We start from the raw sequence: 20,017 nt of genomic DNA on the forward strand, positions 1-20,017 counted from the left end.
AAGCGCCCCTGCGCGGGCGCAGGGGCGCGGTCGATCGGCGCCTTGGTGCAGTGACGCCGCGGCCACCGCCGCGGCGGATGGCTCAGTTGCTGTCCGGGGTCGGCATCGGCGCCGGTGCGTCGCCGCCGCGTTGCCCGCCCGGGCGATGCGCCCAACGCTTGGCCTGCGCCGCATCGAACTCGGCGCGGCTGAGCATGCCGTCCTTGTTGGTGTCGGCGGCGGTGAACCAGGCATCGCGATGCTGCTTGGCGCGCAGCTCGAAGTCGGCACGGTCGATGTAGCCGTCCTTGTTCACGTCCATCTTGTCGAAGCGCGCGGCGAGCTTCGGATCGGCCTGCGCTTCGGCGCGGCTGATGCGGCCATCCTTGTTGGTGTCCAGCTTGGCCATCATCGCGCCGGGCACGCCGTGTCCACCCGGGCCGCCGTGGCGGCCGTGCCGCGGCCACTCGTCGCGGCTGAGCTTGCCGTCGTGATTCTTGTCCATCGCGTCGAAATGTTCGGCCAGACGCGGATCGGCAGCGGCCTCGCTACGGTCGATGACGCCATCGCCGTTCTTGTCGAGCGCGGCGACGCCGCCGGCATCGGCGGGCGCGGCGGGATCGGCCGGCGGCGGTGGAAAGGCGTAGGCGGCACCGGACAGGACGGCCAGCACGGCCAGGGCGAGCAGCGGGTTGCGAGACTTCATGGGTCACTCCCTGAGGATGATGAGGCACCTGCCGGGACGGCAGGCGTCCGGCGTCGCGAGCGGTCCGTGCAGCGGACCGGCACCGTGGCGCCTTCCCTGCAGACAACGCCCCGTCGTCGCCGCGGTTGACCCGTCACCGGGCGCATTCATGGACGGGACAGTCGCGGCCTCTGCGATGGCGAAGCGCTATGCTCGACACATGGCCATCCATTCCGACGCCAGCGACGACCTGCGGCTGTTCCAGACCGGCCAGCACGCGTGCGGCTACTGGCCGGAGCGGCAGGCACGCGATCTGGTGCTGGACCCACACGATCCGCGTCTGGGCGCGCTGTATCCGCTGGCGTTGAGCTGGGGCTTCCGCCGCTCCGGCGATCTGGTCTATCGCCCGCACTGCGACCACTGCCGCGCTTGCGTTGCGGTGCGCATCCCGATCGAGGACTTCGTGCCCGATCGCAGCCAGCGCCGCTGCCTGGCGCGCAATGCCGATGTCGAGGTGCGCATCGTCGCCGCCGAGCGCAGCGAGGAACAACTGGCGCTGTATCAGCGCTATCTGCGTCATCGCCATCCCGGCGGCGGCATGGACGATCACGGCGCGCACGAGTTCGACCAGTTCCTGATCGGCTGCTGGTCGCATGGGCGCTTCCTGGAGCTGCGGCAACGCATGCCGGACGGACGGCGTGGACCGCTGCTGGCGGTAGCGGTCACCGATATCGCCGCGCAGGCGCTGTCGGCGGTCTACACCTTCTACGACCCGGACGCCGGCGCACGCGGCCTGGGCACGCTGGCGATCCTGCAGCAGATCGCCTGGGCGCGACGCGAGGGCCAGCGCCACCTGTATTTGGGTTACTGGATCCGCGGTCACCAGAAAATGGACTACAAGCGCCGCTTCCGGCCGCTGCAGGCCTACGATGGCCGCCACTGGCGCGACTTCGACGACTACCTGCGCCAGCTCGGCGGCTAGCCGACGGCGACTGGCATCGCGTTGCCGAGCCGTGCCGCCGCCCGTCGTCGCGCCATCGTGCGGACATGCAGCGCATGCGAAACTTGGCGCATGACATCACGCCTCCTCCTGCTCGCCCTGATCCTGCTGTGCGGCGCCTGCGCGCGCACCGCTCCTGCCACCCGCCCGATGACCGACGCCGCCGCGCCAGCCGCCACGACACTGCGGCTGGCCACTTACAACACCTCGCTCAATGCCGACGAACCCGGAGGGCTGATCGCCGCACTGCAAGGCGACAGCGCGCAGGCGCGCAAGATCGCCGCGGTGCTGCAGCAGGTGCGCCCAGACATCGTGCTGCTCAACGAGTTCGACTACGACGATGCGCACCGCGCCGCCGACCTGTTCGAGCAGCGCTACCTGGCGGTGCCGCAACCGCACGGCGGCGCGGCGCTGCGTTATCCGTACCGCTACCTGGCACCGGTCAACACCGGCGTTCCCAGCGGCCTGGACCTGGACAACGACGGCCACGTCGGCGGCGAAGGGCGTGCGCGCGGCAACGACGCCTGGGGCTACGGCCTGCATCCCGGCCAGTACGGCATGTTGCTGCTGTCCAGGTACCCGATCGACGCCGCGGCGGTGCGCAGCTTCCGCCTGCTGAAGTGGAGCGCGATGCCCGACGCGCTGCGCCCGGTCGATCCCGCCACTGGCCACTTCTTCCACAGCGACGCGGTGTGGGCGCAGCTGCGGCTGTCGTCGAAGTCGCACTGGGACGTGCCGGTGCGCACCCCGCTGGGCGTGCTGCATGCGCTGGTGTCGCATCCGACCCCGCCGGTATTCGACGGCGCGGAGAAGCGCAACGCGGCACGCAACCACGACGAGCTGCGGCTGTGGCGTGAGTACCTGGACGATGCCGGCAGCGGCAAGGCGCGCTGGCTGTGCGCCGACGCCGGCCGCTGCGGCGGATTGGCCGCCGATGCGCATTTCGTGATGCTCGGCGACCTCAACAACGACGTGATCGACGGCGACGGCCGCCACGACGCGATCCGCGCCTTGGTGACGCACCCGCGCGTGCTGCAGTACCCCACCCCGCACAGCGCCGGCGGCGAAGAGACCACGCGTGCCTACGCAACCACCGGCATTGCGCACAGCGGCCCGCCGCAGCAGGTCACCGGCGATTTCGGCCCCAAGGCCGGCACCATGCGCCTGGACTACGTGCTGCCGTCGCGCACCTTCCGCTATCTGGACAGCGGCGTGTTCTGGCCGGCGTCCAGCGATCCCGCCGCGGCCATCGCCGACGGCAGCGACCACCATCTGGTCTGGGTCGACGTCGCCGCCGGACAGTAAGCACAGGCGACAGAACACAACCCAGGTCGCGACGCGGCCGTACAGCACACCACCGGCGGCTCCATGGGCCGCCGCGTTGTTTCTGGCAGAGCATGGCCCGCTTTGCGCGCGGACCGCCTGCCGCGCGGCACGCGACCGTCGTCGTACCGGCCGGCGCCATTGCGGGAGGGGCTTCAGCCCCGACACGCGTGACTCACAACCTTCGGCACCGACGCCTTTCCACGGCCAGCCCGCGGCGTTCGCCCGACTGCCGCGCCGAGCACCGCCATCGGCCTTGATCCAGATCAAGGGCAACAGCGCACCGACGCGGTCCAATGCCTCCCGCACCCGGTCGGGATGCGCAAGCGGAAGGCGAGCATGCGAACGCAACAGTTGCAACAGGCGCTGGAGGGACTCAACGGCGCCACCGCCGATATCGAGGCCTCGGCGCTGATCTCCCTGGACGGGCTGATGATCGCCTCGGCGATGCCGCAGGGCATGGACGAGGACCGCGTCGGCGCGATGTCCGCGGCGCTGCTCGCGCTGGGCGAGCGCAGCGCGCGCGAACTGGCGCGCGGCGCGCTGGAGCGGGTGCTGATCCAGGGCGAATCGGGCTACGTGATCATGAGTGCGGCCGGCCGCGAGGCGGTGCTCACCGTGCTGGCCAAGCCCAGTGCCAGGCTCGGCCTGGTGTTCCTGGACATCAAGCGCGCCGCGCAGGCGCTGCAGCAGATCCTGTAGGGGGCCGCCATGCCGCTGCCGCCGATGGATCCGCCGCACGAGCCGCACCGCAGCGCCGAACTGCGCTATCACGACGGCAGCCGCCGCACGGTGTACTGGAGCGAACGCGAGGTGGCCTACCCGGACGGGCGCCTGATCGTCTCGCGCACCGATCTGGACGGCGTCATCACTCACGCCAACGACGCCTTCGTCGAACTCAGCGGCTGGCCGCGCGCGCTGCTGATCGGCGCGCCGCACTGCATCCTGCGCCACCCGGAGATGCCGCGGCGCGCGTTCCGTGAGTTGTGGGACACCGTGCTGGCCGGCGAAAAGTGGCACGGCTACGTCAAGAACCTGCGCCGCGACGGCGCCTGCTACTGGGTCTACGCCACCGCCTTGCCGAACGTGCGCGACGGCCGCGTGGTCGGCTTCACCTCCGTGCGGCGCAAGCCCTCGCGGCGGCGCATCGACGCGCTGCAGCCGCTATACGCGCAATGGCTGCAGGACGAACGCGCGCAGGCGCCGGCATGAGCTGCACCTTCCTCGTCGCGCCGGACTTCGCGCCCGAATATTTCGGTGGCTGGTATCTGCTCAGCACGGTGCTGCAGCGCCGCGCCGGCATCGGCCTGCGCCTGCTGATGCCGGCCGATGCCGCCGAACAGCGGCAATTGCTGGACAGCAGCGTCGTCGACCTGGTGTACGCCAGCCCGTTCGACGCCAGCGCGTTGATCCGCGAGCGCGGCTACCTGCCGCTGGTGCGGCCGCGCGGACACGCCGACGAGGTGGTGATCGCGACCGCGACCGAAGCGCCCGCGCGCTGCGTGGAAGACCTGCCCTACGGCTGCCGCATCGCGCTGACCGCCAACCACGACGTGCGCCTGCTCGGCCTGCGCCTGCTGGAACCGGCCGACCTGGAGCCGGAGCGCATCGCCTGGCGCCCGGCCAGCAGCTATGCCGCGGTGGCGCGGCTGCTGCTGGAAGGCGAGGCCGATGCCGGCCTGTTCCTGGCCACCGCCTATCACGGCCTGTCGCGGATGACCCGCGCGCGGCTGCGTCCGCTGGTGGAAAGCGCGCTGTGCGACATCGGCCACGTACTGCTGGCGCATCCTCGCCTGGGCCCGCAACTGCCGGTGCTGCGTGACGCATTGCTCACGCTCGGCGATGCCGCGCATCGCAACGACCAGGCGGTGCTCGACGCGCTGGGCCTGGAGCGCGGCTTCGAGGCGATGTCCGCGGAGGACGCCGAATTCATGATCGACCTGATCGACACCTTGCTGGACTGAGGCGCCCATGCCCACTCTTCCCGCTCGCGATCCCGCACGCCTGGTGATGCGCACCCACGCCCGCGCCCTGCTGCGCGACCCGCGCGACGCCGCCGCGCACCTGGCGCGGCTGCACGCCGCGTTGCAACTGCACGACAACGAACCGACCCAGGGCGTGCTCGCCGACCTGTTCGTGGCCTTGCCGCGACACGACGTCGCCTTGCGCCAGTTGGCGCTGCAGATGGCCGCGGCGCATCTGGCGCCGCACGTGGCCGAGGCCTTCCAGCGCCACAGCCAGGACCACGCGCTGCTGCCGATCAACGCCCTGGCCACGCGCTGGAGCGTGCTGGCGCGGCCGTCCGCCGACGTGCCGGCGCGGGTGCGCCGGGCCAGCCCGGACCATTCGCGACGGATGGTGCGCGAGGTGGTGGACGCGCTGTGCGACGGCGCACCGATCGCCGCGGCGCGCTGCGAACGCGAGTTCCTGGACTACTGCATCAGTTGCCAGGACAAGCTCGCCTTCATGCTGGCCACGCGCGAACTGCGCCGCCATGCGCTGGCCCTGGGCGACCGCTGGGACAGCACCGCGCGCTGGCTGCAGCAGCGCGAGCCGCTGGGCGGCCGCAGCGTCGACGCCCTGTCCTTTTCCAGCGCGAGTGCGCCGCGATGACCGCCTCCGAACCGAGCAACTCCGAACCGACCTGGCTGATGCCCACCCCCCACGGCGTGCTGCACGGCTTCGCCAGCGCCACCCCAGACCGCATGCAGCGCGCGCTGCAACTGCTGCTCGGCGCGCACGGCGCGCTGTCGCTGCAGGAATGGCGCCAGCGCGTTGGCGGCGACGCGCAGCGGCTGCTGCAGGACGCGCGCGAACAGCAATGGGTGCAGTTGCTGCGGCGTGCGGTGCCTGGCCCGGAAATCCGCCTGGACGATTTCGCCCAGCACGTGATCGCCCCGCTGTCGGCCGAACGCCGCGCGGTGCTGGCCTCCGACAGCGGCTTCTGCCTGGGCCATGCCGGCCTGGACCAGGAACAGGCCGAGACGCTGAGCGTGGCCGCGGCCGACTTCTCCGGCTTCGCCCAGCGCCAGAGCGCGCGCGGCTGGCACGGCGCGCACCGCTACGTAGCGTTCTACAGCGAGCCGCAGTTGCTGCTGCCGGACTGGTCGTTCGTGCCGTTCTGGGTCGACGGCGCCGGCTACTGGCTGGTGCTGGGCGGCGAGGCGCTGCTCAACAACCTGGCGATGGTGGAACTGGTCTGGAGCATCCGCCTGGCGGCGGCACGGTTTGCGCCGCCGGCCTGAGGGGCCGGGATTGGGGATTCGGGAGTGGGGAATCGGGAGTGGGGAATGGGAAAGCGGGTCCCCTTTGGCCCCGCTTTCCGTGCGCTCGTAGTCTTATGCGTCTAGATCGATGGTGAGGGCGGCGGCGGCGTCGCGGGCGGTCTGGCGTGCTTCGTCGATGCTCGCGCCGCGGGCCAGGGTCACGCCGACGCGGCGGTGGCCGTGCACGCTGGGCTTGCCGAACAGGCGCAGGGCCGTGTCCGGCGCCTGCAGGGCGGCGCCGACGTTGCCGAAGCGCGGCACGCCTTCGCCGTGCGCCAGCAGCGCACACGAGGCCGACGGGCCGCTCTGGCGGATCGCCGGAATCGGCAGGCCGAGGATCGCGCGCGCATGCAGGGCGAACTCGCTCAGTTCCTGCGACACCAGGGTGACCAGGCCGGTGTCGTGCGGCCGCGGCGATACTTCGCTGAACCAGACCTCGTCGCCCTTGACGAACAATTCCACGCCGAACAGCCCCCAGCCGCCGAGATCGTCGGTGACCGCGCGGGCGATGTCCTGCGCGCGCTGCAGGGCCAGCGCCGACATCGGCTGCGGCTGCCAGCTCTCGCGGTAGTCGCCGTCCTTCTGCCAGTGCCCGATCGGATCGCAGAACGCGGTGCCGCCAGCGTGGCGCACGGTCAGCAGGGTGATCTCGTAGTCGAAGTCGATGAAGCCTTCGACGATGCAGCGGCCGGCGCCGGCGCGGCCGCCGGTCTGCGCGTATTCCCAGGCCGCGTCGATGTCGTCGGCGCTGCGCAGGGTGCTCTGGCCCTTGCCGGAGGACGACATCACCGGCTTGACCACGCACGGCAGGCCCACCGCGGCGATCGCCTCGCGGTACTGCTCGGGCGTGTCCACGAAGCGGTACGGCGAGGTCGGCAGGCCGAGCGTCTCGGCGGCCAGGCGGCGGATGCCTTCGCGGTCCATGGTCAACCGTGCCGCGCGCGCGGTGGGGATCACCCGCTGGCCGTGGTCGCGCTCCAGCGCCACCAGGGTCTCGGTGTGGATCGCCTCGATCTCCGGCACGATCAGATGCGGCTGCTCGCGCGCGATCACCTCGCGCAGCGCCATCGCATCGAGCATGTCGACCACGTGGCTGCGGTGCGCGACCTGCATCGCCGGCGCATCGGCGTAACGATCCACCGCGATCACCTCCACGCCGAAACGCTGCAGTTCGATCGCCACTTCCTTGCCCAGTTCGCCGGAGCCGAGCAGCAGCACGCGGGTGGCGGAAGCGGACAACGGGGTTCCCAGAGTGACCATGACGGCGGCGCCTGCGCGAAGAGGGGAAGCGTATTCTACCGGGCCGGCGCCCCACGCCGGCGTCGGAACGGCTGCGCCAGCGCCGGCGTGCAGCGGGGTGCTATCTTCCGCAGCGTCACCGGGGATGTCGCCATGCACGCACACAGCGCCGAACACCGCCACGGCACGCCCTGCCGCACCGCCGAGGAGCGCCCATGCAGTCGTTGATGCCGGCCGAGGCCTACATCGACGAGGCCTGGTTCGCCCGCGAACGCGAGCGGCTGATGAAGCCGCTGTGGCAGTTCGTGGCGCCCCGCATGCTGCTCGACAAGCCCAATGCCTTCGTGCGCCGGTCGGTGTGCGGGGTGGACGTGGTGGTGCAGAACATCGACGGCGAGCTGCGCGCCTTCGACAATCTGTGCCTGCACCGGCAGAACCCGCTGCAACAGCAACCGCAGGGCGTGCGCCCGCTGGTCTGCAGCTACCACGGTTGGCGCTACGGCGCCGACGGCGGCGTGGACAACATCCCGTTCCAGGACGATGCCTACCGCCTGGCCCCGGAGGCGCGCGCCTGCCTGCGGCTGCGCCGCTTCGCGGTGGCCTGCATCGGCAAGCTGGTGTTCGTGAACCTGTCGGCCGAGCCGATGCCGCTGGAGGCGCAGTTCTCGCTGGAGGCGCTGGAGATGCTGCGCGCCGCTTCCGAGCAGTTCGACGACGAGGTGCTGGTGGCGACCTTCGAAGCCGACTTCAACTGGAAACTGGCCTACGAGAACCTGCGCGATGCGCTGCACCCGCGCTTCGTGCACGCGCGCACGCTGGCGCAGCAGGTGAAGTTCCAGGTGCAGATGGACGACGCCGGCGTCGCCGAGGCGCGCCGCTACCACGCCGAGGGCAGCGCCTCGCGCGAGGCGCATCTGGCGCGGCTGCGCACGTTCAGCAGCGGCGGCCTCAACGAGCCCTTGGTGGCGATGGCGCACTACCCCTGGCACGCGCACGTCGAACGCTTCGGCAACGACGACTGGTATCTGAACTGGCTGCTGTATCCGAACCTGCACATCGCCTCGGGCTCGGGCGGCTACTCCTTCATCATCGAGCACCACCAGCCGGTGTCGGCGCAGCGCACCGACCTGCTGGTCTACTACGTCACCGCGCGCAAGAAGCAGCGCTATCCGGGTTCCGACGCGGTGCTGCTGGGGCACCTGCATGGCGCCGAGAAGGTGCTGCGCGAGGACATCGAGATCATGGAACAGGTGCAGTCGGGATTGCGCGCCGGCGCCCCGCGCGCGGTGCTGGGCGACTACGAGCACGCCAACATGCAGATCGAACGCTGGTACATGGACGTCATGGAGGGCCGCCATGACCTCTGAGAAATACGTGGTCGGCAGCGGCGCGCTGCTGCGCTGGGCGCTGGCCGCCTGGGCCGAGGCGGCGCCGGACTGCGTGCTGCACCCGATGGACGTGGCGCAGGGCAAGGACTACCGCTTCGACCTGGATGCCCTGCACGCGCTGGCCGATACCGGGGCCACCGCCTTCGTCGCCTGGGGCGCGCAGTTCCTCAATTTCCGCCGCCAGGAGCTGATGGGCGAACTCAAGGCGCGCGGCTTCAAGATGCCGCCGCTGATCTGCCGCGGCGCGCAGGTGGCGGCCAGCGCGCGCGTCGGCGAGAACTGCGCGATCGGCACCGGCGCCATCGTCGATGCGCACTGCGACATCGGCTTCAACGCCTGGATCGGCGCGGCGGCGGTGCTGGAATCGGCGGTCAAGGTCGGCGCCTCGGCGTGGATCGAGGCCGGCGCGACGCTCGGTGCGGAAGCGCAGATCGGCGCCCAGGCCACGCTCGGCCGGCAAGTGGACATCGGCCCCGGCGTGCGCATCGGCAAACGCTGCCAGATCGAGATCCCCGGCCGCTACCGCAGCGACATCGCCAGCGGCACCCATCACCTCAGCGGTTTCCGCACGCCGGTATTGATCCTCGGCGGGTGAGTGGCCGCCTGCGGCGGCCGGGAATCGGGATTCGGGATTCGGGATTCGCTGCAAAGCCGGGATTGGGGATTTGGGATTGGGGATTGGTAAGAGCGGGTCAACGACAGCCTGGCACCGCGCCGACTGCCCTCGGCCAACTGGGGACATCGCCCCTCCTCCAACATGCACTCGACGAACGCGGCCAAGCCACGACCGGCTCGCTATCGCAGTGACTTTCCACTTTGAAACAACCAGATCAGGGATTCGCGCAAGCAAACCCCTTTGCCCGTCGCGTGCCTAGCTTCTACCAATCCCTACTCCCGAATCCCGGCTTCTCCACCAATCCCCAATCCCGACTCCCAAATCCCGACCCCTTGCAATCTGATATCAATTTGATATCTTCTCGTCCAACCACCCAAGGACGTCCACCATGAAAGAGCAGCCCCGTTCCTCCCTGCCCGGCATTCCGATGATCCTGGGCCTGGTCTTGGTGTTCGTGGCCGGCGCCGGCGCGATCATCGCCACCGGCGTGCTGCAGCCGTCGGCGATGCCGTGGACCCTGCTGGTCGCGATCCCGGTGCTGACCGTCGCGCTGTTCCTGGTGGTCGGCCTGTACGCGCTGGAACCGAATCAGGCGGCGGTGCTGAGCCTGTTCGGCCGCTACGTGGGCACGGTCAAGGACCCGGGCCTGCGCTGGAACAACCCCTTCTTCAGCAAGCGCAAGGTCAGCCAGCGCGTGCGCAACTTCGAGAGCGGCCGGCTCAAGGTCAACGAACTGGACGGCAGCCCGATCGAGATCGCCGCGGTGATCGTGTGGCAGGTGATGGACGCGTCCGAAGCGGTCTACAACGTCGACGACTACGAGAGCTTCGTGCACATCCAGTCCGAGGCGGCACTGCGCGCGATGGCCACCAGCTATCCCTACGACCAGCACGAGGATGGGCAGATCTCGCTGCGCAGCCATCCCAACGAGATCAGCGAGCAGCTCAAGCGCCACCTCGACGAACGCCTGACCCAGGCCGGCGTGGACGTGATCGAAGCGCGCATCAGCCACCTCGCCTACGCCCCGGAAATCGCCCAGGCGATGCTGCAGCGGCAGCAGGCCAACGCGGTGATCGCCGCGCGCACCCGCATCGTCGCCGGCGCGGTGGGCATGGTCGAGATGGCCCTGGCCGAACTGCAGAAGAACGGCGTGGTCGAGCTGGACGAGGAGCGCAAGGCGCACATGGTCAGCAACCTGCTGACCGTGCTGTGCTCGGACCGCGGCACCCAGCCGATCGTCAACGCCGGCTCGCTGTACTGAGGTGCCGATGGATATGCATGCCGCCATCGCGCCGCTGGCGCTCGCCCTCTCCGGCCTGCCGGCCCTGGTCATCGCCGCCTGGATCGGCGGCAAGGGCGACGACCGCGCGCGCGGGCTGGGCCTGCGTTGGGCGCTGATCGGCCTGGCGATCCTGGTCGGCGCCGCGGCGCTGTACTGGGCAGGCGGCCAGCGCGTCGGCGTCTACGTGGTGGCGATCGCGCTGCTGCTGGCGGTGAACGCGCTGATCGTGTCGATGCTGCTGCATCTGCGGCGCGGCGACGCCGCGCGGCAGGGGCGGTCATGAGCGAGAAGAAGGCCTATCCGCTGCGCATCAACGCCGACGTGCTGGCGGCGGCGCAGCGCTGGGCCGACGACGAACTGCGCAGCCTCAACGCGCAGATCGAATACGTGTTGCGCGACGCGCTGCGCAAGGCCGGGCGGCTGCCCAAGCCGCGTGACGACAAGGAGCCAGAAGCATGAGCAAGCGCTGGGAGTATCTCACCGTGGAGGCCAAGACCACCCTGATGCTGGGGCTGAAACTGGACGAGTTGCAGGCCGACCTGAACAAGCACGGCAAGCTCGGCTGGGAACTGGTCAACGTCATCGCGCTACCTGGCACCAAGCCGCTGCTGTTGTTCAAGCGGGAGGGCTGACATGCGCCGGCATCGGGTCCTCGCGCCTGCACTGGCGGCGCTGCTGGCGCCGCTCACGGCGCTGGCGGCGGCACCGCAACAGACCGCCAGCGCGCTGCTGGATCGCCTGCAGGCCGGCGACCTGGCCGCGGTCGAGGCCGAGTTCACCCCGGCGATGGCCAAGGCGGTGCCATCCGACAAGCTGGCCGAGGCCTGGCGCATGCTGTCCACACAACTGGGCGCGCTGCAGCAGCGCGGGCCGGCCAGCGAACGCGAGCAGCACGGGCTGCGGGTGATCGAACAGCGCCTGCAGTTCGAGCGCGGCGCACTGCTGGCGCATGTGTCGATCGACGCGGACGGCAAGATCGCCGGCCTGCTGTTCACTCCCGCACCACCGCCGGCGCCGGCGCCGCCCGCCGCCGACGCCGGTTTCAGCGAACAGGCGTTCGCGGTCGGTCCGCTGCCGGGCACGCTGGCCCTGCCGGCAGGCAAGGGGCCGTTCCCGGCGGTGGTCCTGGTGCACGGCTCGGGCCCGCAGGACCGTGACGAGACCATCGGCCCGAACCGTCCGTTCCTCGACGTCGCCCGCGGGCTCGCTGCGCAGGGCATCGCGGTGCTGCGCTACGACAAGCGAACCTTCGCCTTGCCGGAGAGCTTTGCCGGGCGCATCAACCAGGGTTTCACCATGGACGAGGAGACCACCGACGACGCCGTCGCCGCGGCGGCGGCGCTGGCGCGGCCGCCCGGCATCGACCCTGCGCGCATCGTGGTGATGGGCCACAGTCAGGGCGGCATGCTCGCCGCCCGCATCGCACGCCGCTCCGGCAAGACCGCCGGCATCGTGCTGTGGGCGGCGCCGGCGCGACCGCTGCTGGACCTGTTGATCGAGCAGAACCGCTACCTGCTGAGCCAGGAACATCCACCGTCGCCGCAGCGACAGGCGGCGCTGGCCGAGATCGAGCGCCGCGTGGCCAAGGTCCGCGGCAGTGGCGAGGTCGCGCGCAGCGATTCGCCATTGGACGTGCCTGCCACCTATTGGCGCGCGATCGAACAGGTCGATCCGGTCGCCGACGTCCGCGCGCTCGGGCCGATGCCGGTGCTGTGGCTGCAGGGCGAGCGCGATTTCCAGGTCACCGCGCCGGACTGGCAGCGTTGGCAGCAGGCGCTGGCGCACGATCCGCACGCTACCCTGCACCGCTACGCCGCACTGAACCACCTGGGCATCGCCGGCACCGGCGCACCCGGACCGGGCGAGTACGCGACGCCCGGCCATGTCGACCCGGCCCTGATCGCCGATGTCGCCACCTGGGTACGCGCCCTGCGCGCCAGCCACGGCGCCGCGCCATGAGCCGGCTGCGATCCACGTCGCCCTCGCCGACACGACGGTATCCGGTATCGCCGGCGCATCGGCTGGGGCTGGTCTTGTGGCTGTGGCTGCCGCTGCTGGTCGTGGCCGCGGTGATCGGCGGCGTCGCGCTGCACGCCACGCGGCCCGGCGCGCTGTGGTGGCATTTCGGGCTGCTGGCACTGATCGGCGTGGCCGGCACCGCCACCTTCGCGCGGCAGCGCGTGCTGCTGCACGACGGCCTGGTGGAGGTACGCGCGACCTTCCTGACCCGGCGCCTACCGTTGGCCGCGCTGCGCCTGCAGGCCGCGCGCGTGGTCGCGCTGTCCGAGCACACCGGCTTCAAGCCGGCACTGAAGTTGTTCGGTTTCGGCTATCCCGGCTTCCACGCCGGCCATTACCGCACCCGCGACGGGCACAAGGCGTTCTGCCTGATCACCAGCGATCGCGTCCTGGCCGTTCCGTTGCACGATGGCGGCTGGCTACTGCTCAGCGTCGAACAGCCCCGGCAGGTGCTGCAGGAATGGCAGACGCGCGCGGCGCAGGCGCGTGGTGGCGAAGACACTCGCGGCACGGCCCGCCGCCTGGCGTGAGTGCGGCGCACATTGCCGCGTCGGTTGCCGCTGCGACCGGCCTTGGTGCAGGGCACGACACGCTGCGCGCGGTGCGATCATTGCTCGCGGTTGGCACGCGCCCGCTACGTCGAGGACGCCAGGTCGAGCGTCCCGATGTACCCGAGGCGATATGCTGGAACACCAGCAACGTTCGCCCTCGTCGCAGCCGCAGGCATCGCGACGGTGGTGGCGACTTCGCCCTCCACCATGACACTCCAGGATCAGCCCGATGGACGACGCGGCCCCACGCGAGATTCCCGCCACCGCACCGGCCCTGCCGCCGACGCTGTCGGCACGGCTGCACGGCCTGCTGTGGCACCGCAATCTGGTCGGCGAAGCCGGCACCCAGGTCTATCGGCTCGGCGGCGCCGGCACGCCGGACCTGTACCTCAAGCGCGGCACCAGCACGACGCACGACGACGTGGTGGACGAGTTCGCCCGCCTGCACTGGCTGCGTGGCACGGGCTGCGTGCCGCGCGTGCTGCATTTCGAGGCCGACGCCGCCGGCGCCTGGCTGCTGAGCGAAGCCCTGCCGGGCAAGACCGCCTACCAGTGGCTGCAGGACACACCCGCGCAAGCGCAGCGCATCGTGCAGGCGCTGGCCGAGTTCCTGCGCCGCTTCCACGCCACGCCGATCGACACCTGCCCGTTCGAGGCAGGCCACCCGCTGCGCCTGGCCGCCGCGCAGCGCCGCCTGCAGGCAGGCCTGGTCGACACCGAGGATTTCAACGAGGCGCGTGCCGGCTGGTCGGCGGACGCGGTGTGGCAGGCGATGACCGCGCTGTTGCCGCTGGCCAGCGAGCGCGTGCTGTGCCACGGCGACTATTCGCTGGACAACATCCTGCTCGACGCGCCGGACCGCGTCGTCGGGGTGATCGATCTCGGCCGCGCCGGCGTTGCCGATCCCTACCAGGACCTGGCGATCCTGGCCAACTGCCTGGACGAATTCGACCCGCAGCTCGCCGATCACTTTTTCGCCGCGTACGGCATCGCTACGCCGGACCCGCAGCGGCTGCAGTTCCACCAGTTGCTCGACGAGTTCTTCTGAGCCGCGCCTGCCGCATCGTGCGCGGCGCGGCAGGATCGCTCCCGCGACTGGCCGCCCGCGATGCTTGGCTCTACCCTGTGCCGATGCGCACCGTTCCCAATCTGCTGCTCAACACCGAAGCCATCGAACTGCTGCCGGCCGCGCGGCTACGCGCGCGCAGCAACGCCGACGCGCGCCAGCTCGCGCAGGCGACCTGGCTGCTGCGGCGCAAGCACGACGGGCGCTACCTGGCGACCGCGAACGCACACGGGCTGCACGCGCTGGTGCCGCGGCTGATGCACGAGCCTGGCATCGACGCGGCGCTGGATCGTCTCGACGCGCTGCCCATACGCGGCGCGACGATCGCGGCCGACGCCTGGTTACCACTGCACGCTCTGCAGCAGCGGCTGGACCGATTGGGCCTGGCCGCCGACGCCTATGCGCAGCGCACCGGCCTGCCGCTGCAGCCGGAACCGGCCAGCCTGCACGCGGCCGGCAACGACCGCTACCGACGCCCGCTGTGGCTGAGCGCGGGCGCAGCGCGCGCCTGGCACGCGCTGCACCATGCCGCTGCGCGCGATGGCGTGGTGCTCGAGGCCATTTCCGGTTATCGCAGCCACGCGTATCAACTGGGCATCTTCGCGCGCAAGTTCGCCCGTGGGCAGACCCTGGAGCAGATCCTCGCGGTCAATGCCGCGCCGGGCTTCAGCGAGCACCACAGCGGGCACGCGCTGGACATCGGCACGCCCGGCGAACCGCCGGCCGAGGAAAGCTTCGAGCGCACGCCGGCTTTCGCCTGGCTGCGCAAACATGCCGGCGCCTTCGGCTACCGGATGAGCTATCCGCGCGACAACCCACATGGCATCGTCTACGAACCCTGGCACTGGTGCTGGCAGGAGGCCGCTTGCGCATGATCCGTTCCGACACCCGCCGGCCGCGCGCCGGCACCGCCGCCTGGCGGGCATTGACCCTGCTGGCGCTGGCGCTGCCCACCTGCGCCGCCGCGCAATGGCACGACCGGCAGGGCCAGGCCCTGCCGGACAGCGCCGAGCGCGGCCACGACAAGGCCTTCGCCGCCGCGCTGCAGATCGCCGACGACGCCGACTTCGCCGCGTTCGCACAGGAATGGGGGCAAACCGAGGCCGCGCATGCGCCGCAGCTGCGCACGATCGCGCGGGTGCATCGCGGGCAGTTGCTGCGGGTGGCACTGCTGTACTCCGGCTGCGCGCCCAGCCCCAACAACGGCGGCGCCTGCGATGCGCAGATGAGCCTGCGCATGCTCGGCCCCGATGGCAGTACCACCCTGCAGGACCCGATGCGCCCGCTGGGCATGGGCGGTCCACCGGCCGCCGCCGGCCTGCTGGAACTGGCGCCGCTGTCGGTGCAGTTGCGCTTCGAGGACAGCGACCCGCTCGGCACCTACACCGTGCAGGTCACGGTCAACGACCCCAACCAGGACGCGTGGGTGCGGTTGAAGGCGCAGGTGGAACTGGTCGGGGACCGCTGAGCGCGGCGCGGCACCCCAAGCCGACCAGCGCGGACACGCCCTCTGGCACGCGTGTCGCACCGGCACCTTGCCTCCCCGCGGCGACAGCATCGCGCCGCACCGCTTCAGCTTCGCAAGCGCAAGGTTTCAAACGCTTCTTTGCGCATCGACCCGCCACTGCGCGTGGCTTGCCTCACCCTGTGCCGAAGCGCATCCGGCTCAGCGCCGCAGCGCGTCCACCGCCCACAGCAGCCAGCCCAGCATCAGCGTGGTGCCGCCGATCGGCGCCAGCCGGGTCGGCCACTGCGCCAGCGCGTTGCCGGCCAGGCTGCCGGAGAACAGCAAGGTGCCGAGCAGCAACAGGCACAGCGCACTGCGGCCGAGCAGGCGTTCGCTGCGGCGGCCCAGCGCCGCCAGCGCCACGCCGTGGCCGAAGGCGTACAGCGCCGCGGTCTGCAGGTGCGATTGCGCCAGGGGCTCGGCAACGCCGTGCGAGGCATAGGCGGACAGGCCGATGGCCACCGCCGCGAGCAGCGCGCCGGCGCTGCACAGCCAGAACGGCCCGCGCGTACGGCGATCGAACGTCAGCATGTGCGTTTCCTCCGGGGGCGCGGCAACGTTTGCCGTCCCCATAAACAGAACGCGCCGCAAGATGCGGCGCGTTCCGGTTCACTCGTCCACCAGGGCAGGACTTACTTGATCGCCCAGTAGATGTCGTAGGTGCCTTCCGGCGTGAACGACTTGTCCACCCCGCCCTTCCAGGCTTCGTACGGACGGTCGGTCACGTCGTAGCCGCTGGTCGCGGCCCAGGCACGCAGCGCATTGCGCGCCGCATCCAGGCCCGCCATGTGGCCGGTGTAGCTGGCGAAGGCGGAACGGTGCGCTTCGGTGCGCAGGTAGGTCACCGGGGCGCCCTGCGGGATGGTCACCTTCAGCGGCTCGCCGGAGGCGGCAACCGGGGTGGCATCGACCGGCGCGGCGGCGGCGGCAGCATCCTGCTTGTCGTCCTTCTTCTCCTCCTTCTTGGCGTCGTCCTTCGGCGCGCCACCGGCACGCTTGCGCACCGGCTGGGCGACGTCGAAGGCGTACTTGTCGGCGCCGAAGTCGGTGGTGACGATGCGCACCGGACCGGCCGCTTCAAGGCCGTTGGCGTCCATCACCCGCTTGATCCACTCCTGGTTGTCCTTGATGGACTTCTTGATGGAGTCGTTGTCGCGGTCGATGTTGCCGGCGTTGACCACCAGCAGATCCTCGGCCGGAACGTCGACGACCTTCAGGTCCTTCAGCGGGGTGTCGTCGGAGCGGTAGTCCACGTTCGGCACGGTGGCCAGCACGTTGCTCAGGCGCGACAGGCCCAGCTTGATGTCGTCGCCGACATGGCGGCTGACGTACAGGCCGGCGTAGCGACCCAGCAGGTCCCAACCGTACTTGACGGTGTAGTCCTGGGTGATCTTCACGTTGCGGCCGTTCTTGCCGGTCGACTCGAGCTTGAACGTGGTGGTCTTGTCCTTGCCCTTGGTCTCGTCCTCGATGGCGATGACCACGTCCTTGTTCTTCTCGGTCGAGGTGATGGTCCAGCTACCCTTGCCGATGTAGCCCTCCTTGGAGCTGTAGTCCAGGCGCGCGCCGACGCCGGATTCCGGGCCGGAGAGCTTCAGCTCGATGCGCGGGTCGCGCAGCACCAGGGGGTTCCAGTCCTTGAACCGACGCAGGCTGTTGACCGTGTCATAGACGATGGTCATGCGCCGATTGGTCTCGACGCTTTCGGACATGTGACGCTCCGAGGGCAGCACCACGCCGACAATGACGAACAGGCCAGCCACGATCCCCAGGGCGATCAGGAACTCGATAATACGGGTCATTCAGGAGGTCTCCGGGGCCGATCCCACGGCCGGGTTGATGAAGCGAAGCGCCCATCCTAGCAGGCTTCGCTGTCCGTGGTCAGCACATCACGGAATGCCGCTGCGCGCCCTGCCGCAACGGCCTGGCGCGGTGGCGGCAGCGGCCTGGGGAGCGGCAACGAGGGTGACCAGACCATTGTCCTGGCGACCGCACCGGACAGGCGCGCGCACCGGCGCTCCGAGCGCATCGGAGCGAGCAATGGCGGCCCCATCGGGCGGGTGGATGTGCCCGCAGCGGGCGCGCCCCAGGCCAGACCACTCCCCTGCACGGGACACGATCGACAACCCGTTGCCGGCACCGATTGCATGGCACCCGGTTGCACCGGACCCGCCCGGCGTGCGCGATTCCTGCCGCCGCGGGCCGTCATTCTGTCTCGTTCAGACCGCCTGCAGCGCCGGGCCGGGCCTCCCGTCCCGTCAGACCAGCTGCAGCTCGAACGCCTTCAGTACCGCCCGGGTGCGGTCGCGCACCCCCAGCTTGGAGAGGATGTTGGAGACGTGGTTCTTGATCGTGCCCTCGGCCACGCCCAGCGAGTTGGCGATCTCCTTGTTGGAGAAGCCGCTGGCCATCAGCCGCAGGATCTCGGTCTCGCGATCGGTCAGCGGGTCGGGCCGGTCCAGGCTGACGAAGTCGTTGCGCATGTGTTCCAGGCCCGAGAGCAGGCGCTGGGTCACCGCCGGCTGCACCAGCGAACCGCCGGCGGCCACGGTGCGGATCGCGCCGACCAGTTGCTCCAGCGACACGTCCTTGAGCAGATAGCCCTTGGCCCCGGCCTTGAGCCCGGCCAGCACCAGTTGGTCGTCGTCGAAGGTGGTCAGGATGATGGTCGGCGGCAGCGCGGCGGCGCGCGACAGCGTCTGCAGCGCCTCCAGCCCCGACATCGACGGCATGCGCATGTCCATCAGCACCACGTCGGGCAGCACCTGCGGGATCAGGTCGACCGCCTGGCGGCCATCGCTGGCCTCGGCCACCACCTCGATGCCGCCGTCCAGCGCCAGCAGCGAGCGGATGCCCTGCCGCACCAGGGTTTGATCGTCGACCAGGCAGACACGGATCATCACAACACTCCTTGGGGAACGGCGGGCGGCAGCAGGGTGGCGGCGCCGGGGACGGCGGCGCGCAGGCGGAAGCCGGCGCCGGGCGCGGCGGCCACGTCCAGGCTGCCGCCGTACTGGCTCAGGCGCTCGCGCATGCCGCGCAGGCCGTTGCCGGGGGCCAGGGTCTCGCAACCGCGGCCGTCGTCGCGCGCCTGGATCACCACCTGCGGACCGTCGCGGCGCACCTCGATCCACAGATTGTCGGCCTGGGCGTGGCGTACCGCATTGGTGATGATCTCCTGGGTGCAGCGCAGCAACACGTGTGCGCGCTCGGGATCCTCCACGGTCAGCGGCTCCTCCACCTGCAGGTGGATGTGCAGCGACGGCACCCGCTCGGCCAGCGGCCGCAGCGCCGCCGCCAGGTCGATCGCACCGCTGTCGCGCAACTGGCTCACCGCCTCGCGCACATCGGTCAGCAGCAGCTTGGCCAGGGTATGCGCCTGCTGCACGTGCTCCTGGGCGCGGCCCTCGGTGATGTGGCCGGCCACTTCCAGGTTCAGGCTCAGCGCGGTCAGGTGGTGGCCGAGCAGGTCGTGCAGTTCGCGCGAGATGCGGGTGCGCTCGTTGACCCGGGCGCTCTCGGCCAGCAGCGCGCGGGTGGCGCGCAGTTCGGCGTTGAGCTGGCGCTGCTCCTCGCGCGCCTGGGTCTGCTGGCGCGCGACCAGGCTGGTGACGAAGATGAACATGGAGAAGCCGCCGTACAGCAGCGACTGCATCAGCGCCTCGAACGGCGGGAAGCCGATGGTCAGGTACACCGGCAGCACCGCCAGCTGGCTCAGCAGCAGCCAGGCCACGCCGGCGCGCACCGGCAGCAGCCACGGGATCACCCCGGCCGCCACCATCATCAGGATGCTGCCCAGCCCGGAGCGATGCAGGTAGCCGACCGCCAGCGCGCAGATGGTCAGCAGCACCAGCATGCCGCGGTCGTACCAGCGCACGCCGTCGCCGCTGTGCAGGCGCCGGGTCAGCAGGAAATACACCACGCCGAAGCCCAGGTAGCTGGCCAGCAGCAGCCACACCTCGCCGCTGGGCATCCGCCCCGATTCCTCGACCGGCTCCCAGTACAGGTACAGCAACGGCATGCAGATGACCGCCCAGGTGAACAGGCCGGCATAGCGCAGAACGCGGGTATGGCTGAGATATCCCAACATGCCGCC

General features: G+C 70.5%; 24 protein-coding genes. 18 read left to right on the top strand and 6 right to left on the bottom strand.

Going from position 1 to position 20,017, the window contains the following annotated elements; translation table 11 throughout:
- Nucleotides 1–82: 82 nt before the first annotated feature.
- Nucleotides 83–685 (bottom strand): EF-hand domain-containing protein, encoded by a 603-nt coding sequence (locus tag ACP93_RS14950; RefSeq protein ID WP_048491470.1) that lies wholly within the window; start codon nucleotides 683–685, stop codon nucleotides 83–85.
- 199 nt (nucleotides 686–884) lie between these two features.
- Between ACP93_RS14950 and ACP93_RS14955 the strand changes: the two genes are divergently transcribed.
- The 7 genes from ACP93_RS14955 (at nucleotide 885) to ACP93_RS14985 (ending at nucleotide 6,232) form a co-directional block, all read left to right on the top strand.
- Nucleotides 885–1,646, top strand: a complete 762-nt coding sequence (locus ACP93_RS14955; RefSeq protein ID WP_048491471.1) for an arginyltransferase — start codon at nucleotides 885–887, stop codon at nucleotides 1,644–1,646.
- Nucleotides 1,647–1,736: 90 nt separating this feature from the next.
- Complete coding sequence (locus tag ACP93_RS14960; RefSeq protein ID WP_048491472.1) at nucleotides 1,737–2,969, top strand: endonuclease/exonuclease/phosphatase family protein; 1,233 nt, start codon at nucleotides 1,737–1,739, stop codon at nucleotides 2,967–2,969.
- A gap of 336 nt (nucleotides 2,970–3,305) precedes the next feature.
- The gene (locus tag ACP93_RS14965; RefSeq protein ID WP_202405153.1) at nucleotides 3,306–3,689 is read left to right on the top strand and encodes a roadblock/LC7 domain-containing protein; all 384 of its coding nucleotides are present in this window, start codon (nucleotides 3,306–3,308) and stop codon (nucleotides 3,687–3,689) included.
- A gap of 9 nt (nucleotides 3,690–3,698) precedes the next feature.
- Nucleotides 3,699–4,199, top strand: a complete 501-nt coding sequence (locus tag ACP93_RS14970) for a PAS domain-containing protein (RefSeq protein ID WP_048491473.1) — start codon at nucleotides 3,699–3,701, stop codon at nucleotides 4,197–4,199.
- A complete protein-coding gene (locus tag ACP93_RS14975) occupies nucleotides 4,196–4,951 on the top strand; it encodes a PhnD/SsuA/transferrin family substrate-binding protein (protein ID WP_048491474.1) in 756 nt (251 codons plus the stop codon). The genes ACP93_RS14970 and ACP93_RS14975 overlap by 4 nt, the downstream gene beginning before the upstream one ends.
- A gap of 7 nt (nucleotides 4,952–4,958) precedes the next feature.
- On the top strand, nucleotides 4,959–5,600 hold the full coding sequence (locus ACP93_RS14980) for a hypothetical protein (RefSeq protein ID WP_228136060.1): 642 nt from the start codon (nucleotides 4,959–4,961) through the stop codon (nucleotides 5,598–5,600).
- Nucleotides 5,597–6,232 (top strand): hypothetical protein, encoded by a 636-nt coding sequence (locus ACP93_RS14985; protein WP_048491476.1) that lies wholly within the window; start codon nucleotides 5,597–5,599, stop codon nucleotides 6,230–6,232. The genes ACP93_RS14980 and ACP93_RS14985 overlap by 4 nt, the downstream gene beginning before the upstream one ends.
- A 93-nt stretch (nucleotides 6,233–6,325) precedes the next feature.
- Here ACP93_RS14985 and purT read toward each other — a convergent pair whose 3' ends face one another.
- On the bottom strand, nucleotides 6,326–7,513 hold the full coding sequence (gene purT, locus ACP93_RS14990; RefSeq protein ID WP_048491477.1) for a formate-dependent phosphoribosylglycinamide formyltransferase: 1,188 nt from the start codon (nucleotides 7,511–7,513) through the stop codon (nucleotides 6,326–6,328).
- A gap of 194 nt (nucleotides 7,514–7,707) precedes the next feature.
- Here purT and ACP93_RS14995 point away from each other — a divergent pair, with 194 nt between their 5' ends.
- The 11 genes from ACP93_RS14995 to ACP93_RS15040 all read left to right on the top strand — a co-directional run bounded on the left by ACP93_RS14995 (nucleotide 7,708) and on the right by ACP93_RS15040 (nucleotide 15,882).
- Nucleotides 7,708–8,859, top strand: a complete 1,152-nt coding sequence (locus ACP93_RS14995) for an aromatic ring-hydroxylating oxygenase subunit alpha (RefSeq protein ID WP_048491478.1) — start codon at nucleotides 7,708–7,710, stop codon at nucleotides 8,857–8,859.
- The gene (locus ACP93_RS15000) at nucleotides 8,849–9,475 is read left to right on the top strand and encodes a DapH/DapD/GlmU-related protein (protein ID WP_048491479.1); all 627 of its coding nucleotides are present in this window, start codon (nucleotides 8,849–8,851) and stop codon (nucleotides 9,473–9,475) included. The genes ACP93_RS14995 and ACP93_RS15000 overlap by 11 nt, the downstream gene beginning before the upstream one ends.
- A 409-nt stretch (nucleotides 9,476–9,884) precedes the next feature.
- Nucleotides 9,885–10,757, top strand: a complete 873-nt coding sequence (locus ACP93_RS15005) for an SPFH domain-containing protein (RefSeq protein ID WP_048491480.1) — start codon at nucleotides 9,885–9,887, stop codon at nucleotides 10,755–10,757.
- 13 nt (nucleotides 10,758–10,770) lie between these two features.
- Nucleotides 10,771–11,061, top strand: a complete 291-nt coding sequence (locus ACP93_RS15010; protein WP_048491515.1) for a hypothetical protein — start codon at nucleotides 10,771–10,773, stop codon at nucleotides 11,059–11,061.
- Complete coding sequence (locus ACP93_RS15015; RefSeq protein ID WP_010341193.1) at nucleotides 11,058–11,237, top strand: type II toxin-antitoxin system antitoxin; 180 nt, start codon at nucleotides 11,058–11,060, stop codon at nucleotides 11,235–11,237. Before ACP93_RS15010 ends, ACP93_RS15015 begins: the two co-directional genes overlap by 4 nt.
- Entirely contained in the window at nucleotides 11,234–11,410 is a 177-nt protein-coding gene (locus ACP93_RS21285; RefSeq protein WP_082143501.1) for a DUF4177 domain-containing protein, read from the top strand. Before ACP93_RS15015 ends, ACP93_RS21285 begins: the two co-directional genes overlap by 4 nt.
- 1 nt (nucleotide 11,411) lies before the next feature.
- Nucleotides 11,412–12,737 (top strand): alpha/beta hydrolase, encoded by a 1,326-nt coding sequence (locus ACP93_RS15020; RefSeq protein WP_048491481.1) that lies wholly within the window; start codon nucleotides 11,412–11,414, stop codon nucleotides 12,735–12,737.
- A complete protein-coding gene (locus tag ACP93_RS15025) occupies nucleotides 12,734–13,327 on the top strand; it encodes a hypothetical protein (protein ID WP_228136061.1) in 594 nt (197 codons plus the stop codon). The genes ACP93_RS15020 and ACP93_RS15025 overlap by 4 nt, the downstream gene beginning before the upstream one ends.
- Before the next feature lie 250 nt (nucleotides 13,328–13,577).
- A complete protein-coding gene (locus ACP93_RS15030) occupies nucleotides 13,578–14,396 on the top strand; it encodes an APH(3') family aminoglycoside O-phosphotransferase (RefSeq protein ID WP_048491483.1) in 819 nt (272 codons plus the stop codon).
- A gap of 83 nt (nucleotides 14,397–14,479) precedes the next feature.
- Entirely contained in the window at nucleotides 14,480–15,289 is an 810-nt protein-coding gene (locus ACP93_RS15035) for a M15 family metallopeptidase (protein ID WP_048491484.1), read from the top strand.
- Entirely contained in the window at nucleotides 15,286–15,882 is a 597-nt protein-coding gene (locus ACP93_RS15040) for a hypothetical protein (RefSeq protein WP_048491485.1), read from the top strand. The genes ACP93_RS15035 and ACP93_RS15040 overlap by 4 nt, the downstream gene beginning before the upstream one ends.
- A gap of 198 nt (nucleotides 15,883–16,080) precedes the next feature.
- Here ACP93_RS15040 and ACP93_RS15045 read toward each other — a convergent pair whose 3' ends face one another.
- The 4 genes from ACP93_RS15045 to ACP93_RS15060 form a co-directional block, all read right to left on the bottom strand.
- On the bottom strand, nucleotides 16,081–16,452 hold the full coding sequence (locus ACP93_RS15045; protein WP_048491486.1) for a DUF423 domain-containing protein: 372 nt from the start codon (nucleotides 16,450–16,452) through the stop codon (nucleotides 16,081–16,083).
- A gap of 101 nt (nucleotides 16,453–16,553) precedes the next feature.
- Nucleotides 16,554–17,723: a polyketide cyclase gene (locus tag ACP93_RS15050; protein ID WP_048491487.1), complete on the bottom strand. Its 1,170-nt coding sequence runs from the start codon at nucleotides 17,721–17,723 to the stop codon at nucleotides 16,554–16,556.
- Nucleotides 17,724–18,179: 456 nt separating this feature from the next.
- Nucleotides 18,180–18,821 carry a response regulator gene (locus ACP93_RS15055; protein ID WP_048491488.1) on the bottom strand — a complete coding sequence of 214 codons (642 nt, stop codon included), beginning with the start codon at nucleotides 18,819–18,821 and terminating at the stop codon, nucleotides 18,180–18,182.
- On the bottom strand, nucleotides 18,821–20,011 hold the full coding sequence (locus ACP93_RS15060) for a sensor histidine kinase (RefSeq protein ID WP_048491489.1): 1,191 nt from the start codon (nucleotides 20,009–20,011) through the stop codon (nucleotides 18,821–18,823). The genes ACP93_RS15055 and ACP93_RS15060 overlap by 1 nt, the downstream gene beginning before the upstream one ends.
- Between the last annotated feature and the right edge of the window lie 6 nt (nucleotides 20,012–20,017).

It is taken from the genome of Xanthomonas sp. NCPPB 1128 (assembly GCF_001043115.1).
In the GTDB taxonomy this organism is placed as follows: Bacteria; Pseudomonadota; Gammaproteobacteria; order Xanthomonadales; family Xanthomonadaceae; genus Xanthomonas_A.

What these genes read in the sequence shown, in the direction of transcription:
- ACP93_RS15015 (WP_010341193.1), top strand. Translation starts at nt 11,058, where the DNA reads ATGAGCGAGAAGAAGGCCTATCCGCTGCGCATCAACGCCGACGTGCTG.
- ACP93_RS15010 (WP_048491515.1), top strand. Translation starts at nt 10,771, where the DNA reads ATGCATGCCGCCATCGCGCCGCTGGCGCTCGCCCTCTCCGGCCTGCCG.
- ACP93_RS15050 (WP_048491487.1), bottom strand. Translation starts at nt 17,723, where the DNA reads ATGACCCGTATTATCGAGTTCCTGATCGCCCTGGGGATCGTGGCTGGC.
- ACP93_RS14970 (WP_048491473.1), top strand. Translation starts at nt 3,699, where the DNA reads ATGCCGCTGCCGCCGATGGATCCGCCGCACGAGCCGCACCGCAGCGCC.
- ACP93_RS15005 (WP_048491480.1), top strand. Translation starts at nt 9,885, where the DNA reads ATGAAAGAGCAGCCCCGTTCCTCCCTGCCCGGCATTCCGATGATCCTG.
- ACP93_RS14975 (WP_048491474.1), top strand. Translation starts at nt 4,196, where the DNA reads ATGAGCTGCACCTTCCTCGTCGCGCCGGACTTCGCGCCCGAATATTTC.
- ACP93_RS15030 (WP_048491483.1), top strand. Translation starts at nt 13,578, where the DNA reads ATGGACGACGCGGCCCCACGCGAGATTCCCGCCACCGCACCGGCCCTG.
- ACP93_RS15045 (WP_048491486.1), bottom strand. Translation starts at nt 16,452, where the DNA reads ATGCTGACGTTCGATCGCCGTACGCGCGGGCCGTTCTGGCTGTGCAGC.
- ACP93_RS14965 (WP_202405153.1), top strand. Translation starts at nt 3,306, where the DNA reads ATGCGCAAGCGGAAGGCGAGCATGCGAACGCAACAGTTGCAACAGGCG.
- ACP93_RS21285 (WP_082143501.1), top strand. Translation starts at nt 11,234, where the DNA reads ATGAGCAAGCGCTGGGAGTATCTCACCGTGGAGGCCAAGACCACCCTG.
- ACP93_RS14980 (WP_228136060.1), top strand. Translation starts at nt 4,959, where the DNA reads ATGCCCACTCTTCCCGCTCGCGATCCCGCACGCCTGGTGATGCGCACC.
- ACP93_RS14985 (WP_048491476.1), top strand. Translation starts at nt 5,597, where the DNA reads ATGACCGCCTCCGAACCGAGCAACTCCGAACCGACCTGGCTGATGCCC.
- ACP93_RS15000 (WP_048491479.1), top strand. Translation starts at nt 8,849, where the DNA reads ATGACCTCTGAGAAATACGTGGTCGGCAGCGGCGCGCTGCTGCGCTGG.
- ACP93_RS15040 (WP_048491485.1), top strand. Translation starts at nt 15,286, where the DNA reads ATGATCCGTTCCGACACCCGCCGGCCGCGCGCCGGCACCGCCGCCTGG.
- ACP93_RS15035 (WP_048491484.1), top strand. Translation starts at nt 14,480, where the DNA reads ATGCGCACCGTTCCCAATCTGCTGCTCAACACCGAAGCCATCGAACTG.
- ACP93_RS15055 (WP_048491488.1), bottom strand. Translation starts at nt 18,821, where the DNA reads ATGATCCGTGTCTGCCTGGTCGACGATCAAACCCTGGTGCGGCAGGGC.
- purT (WP_048491477.1), bottom strand. Translation starts at nt 7,513, where the DNA reads ATGGTCACTCTGGGAACCCCGTTGTCCGCTTCCGCCACCCGCGTGCTG.
- ACP93_RS15020 (WP_048491481.1), top strand. Translation starts at nt 11,412, where the DNA reads ATGCGCCGGCATCGGGTCCTCGCGCCTGCACTGGCGGCGCTGCTGGCG.
- ACP93_RS15025 (WP_228136061.1), top strand. Translation starts at nt 12,734, where the DNA reads ATGAGCCGGCTGCGATCCACGTCGCCCTCGCCGACACGACGGTATCCG.
- ACP93_RS15060 (WP_048491489.1), bottom strand. Translation starts at nt 20,011, where the DNA reads ATGTTGGGATATCTCAGCCATACCCGCGTTCTGCGCTATGCCGGCCTG.
- ACP93_RS14955 (WP_048491471.1), top strand. Translation starts at nt 885, where the DNA reads ATGGCCATCCATTCCGACGCCAGCGACGACCTGCGGCTGTTCCAGACC.
- ACP93_RS14995 (WP_048491478.1), top strand. Translation starts at nt 7,708, where the DNA reads ATGCAGTCGTTGATGCCGGCCGAGGCCTACATCGACGAGGCCTGGTTC.
- ACP93_RS14950 (WP_048491470.1), bottom strand. Translation starts at nt 685, where the DNA reads ATGAAGTCTCGCAACCCGCTGCTCGCCCTGGCCGTGCTGGCCGTCCTG.
- ACP93_RS14960 (WP_048491472.1), top strand. Translation starts at nt 1,737, where the DNA reads ATGACATCACGCCTCCTCCTGCTCGCCCTGATCCTGCTGTGCGGCGCC.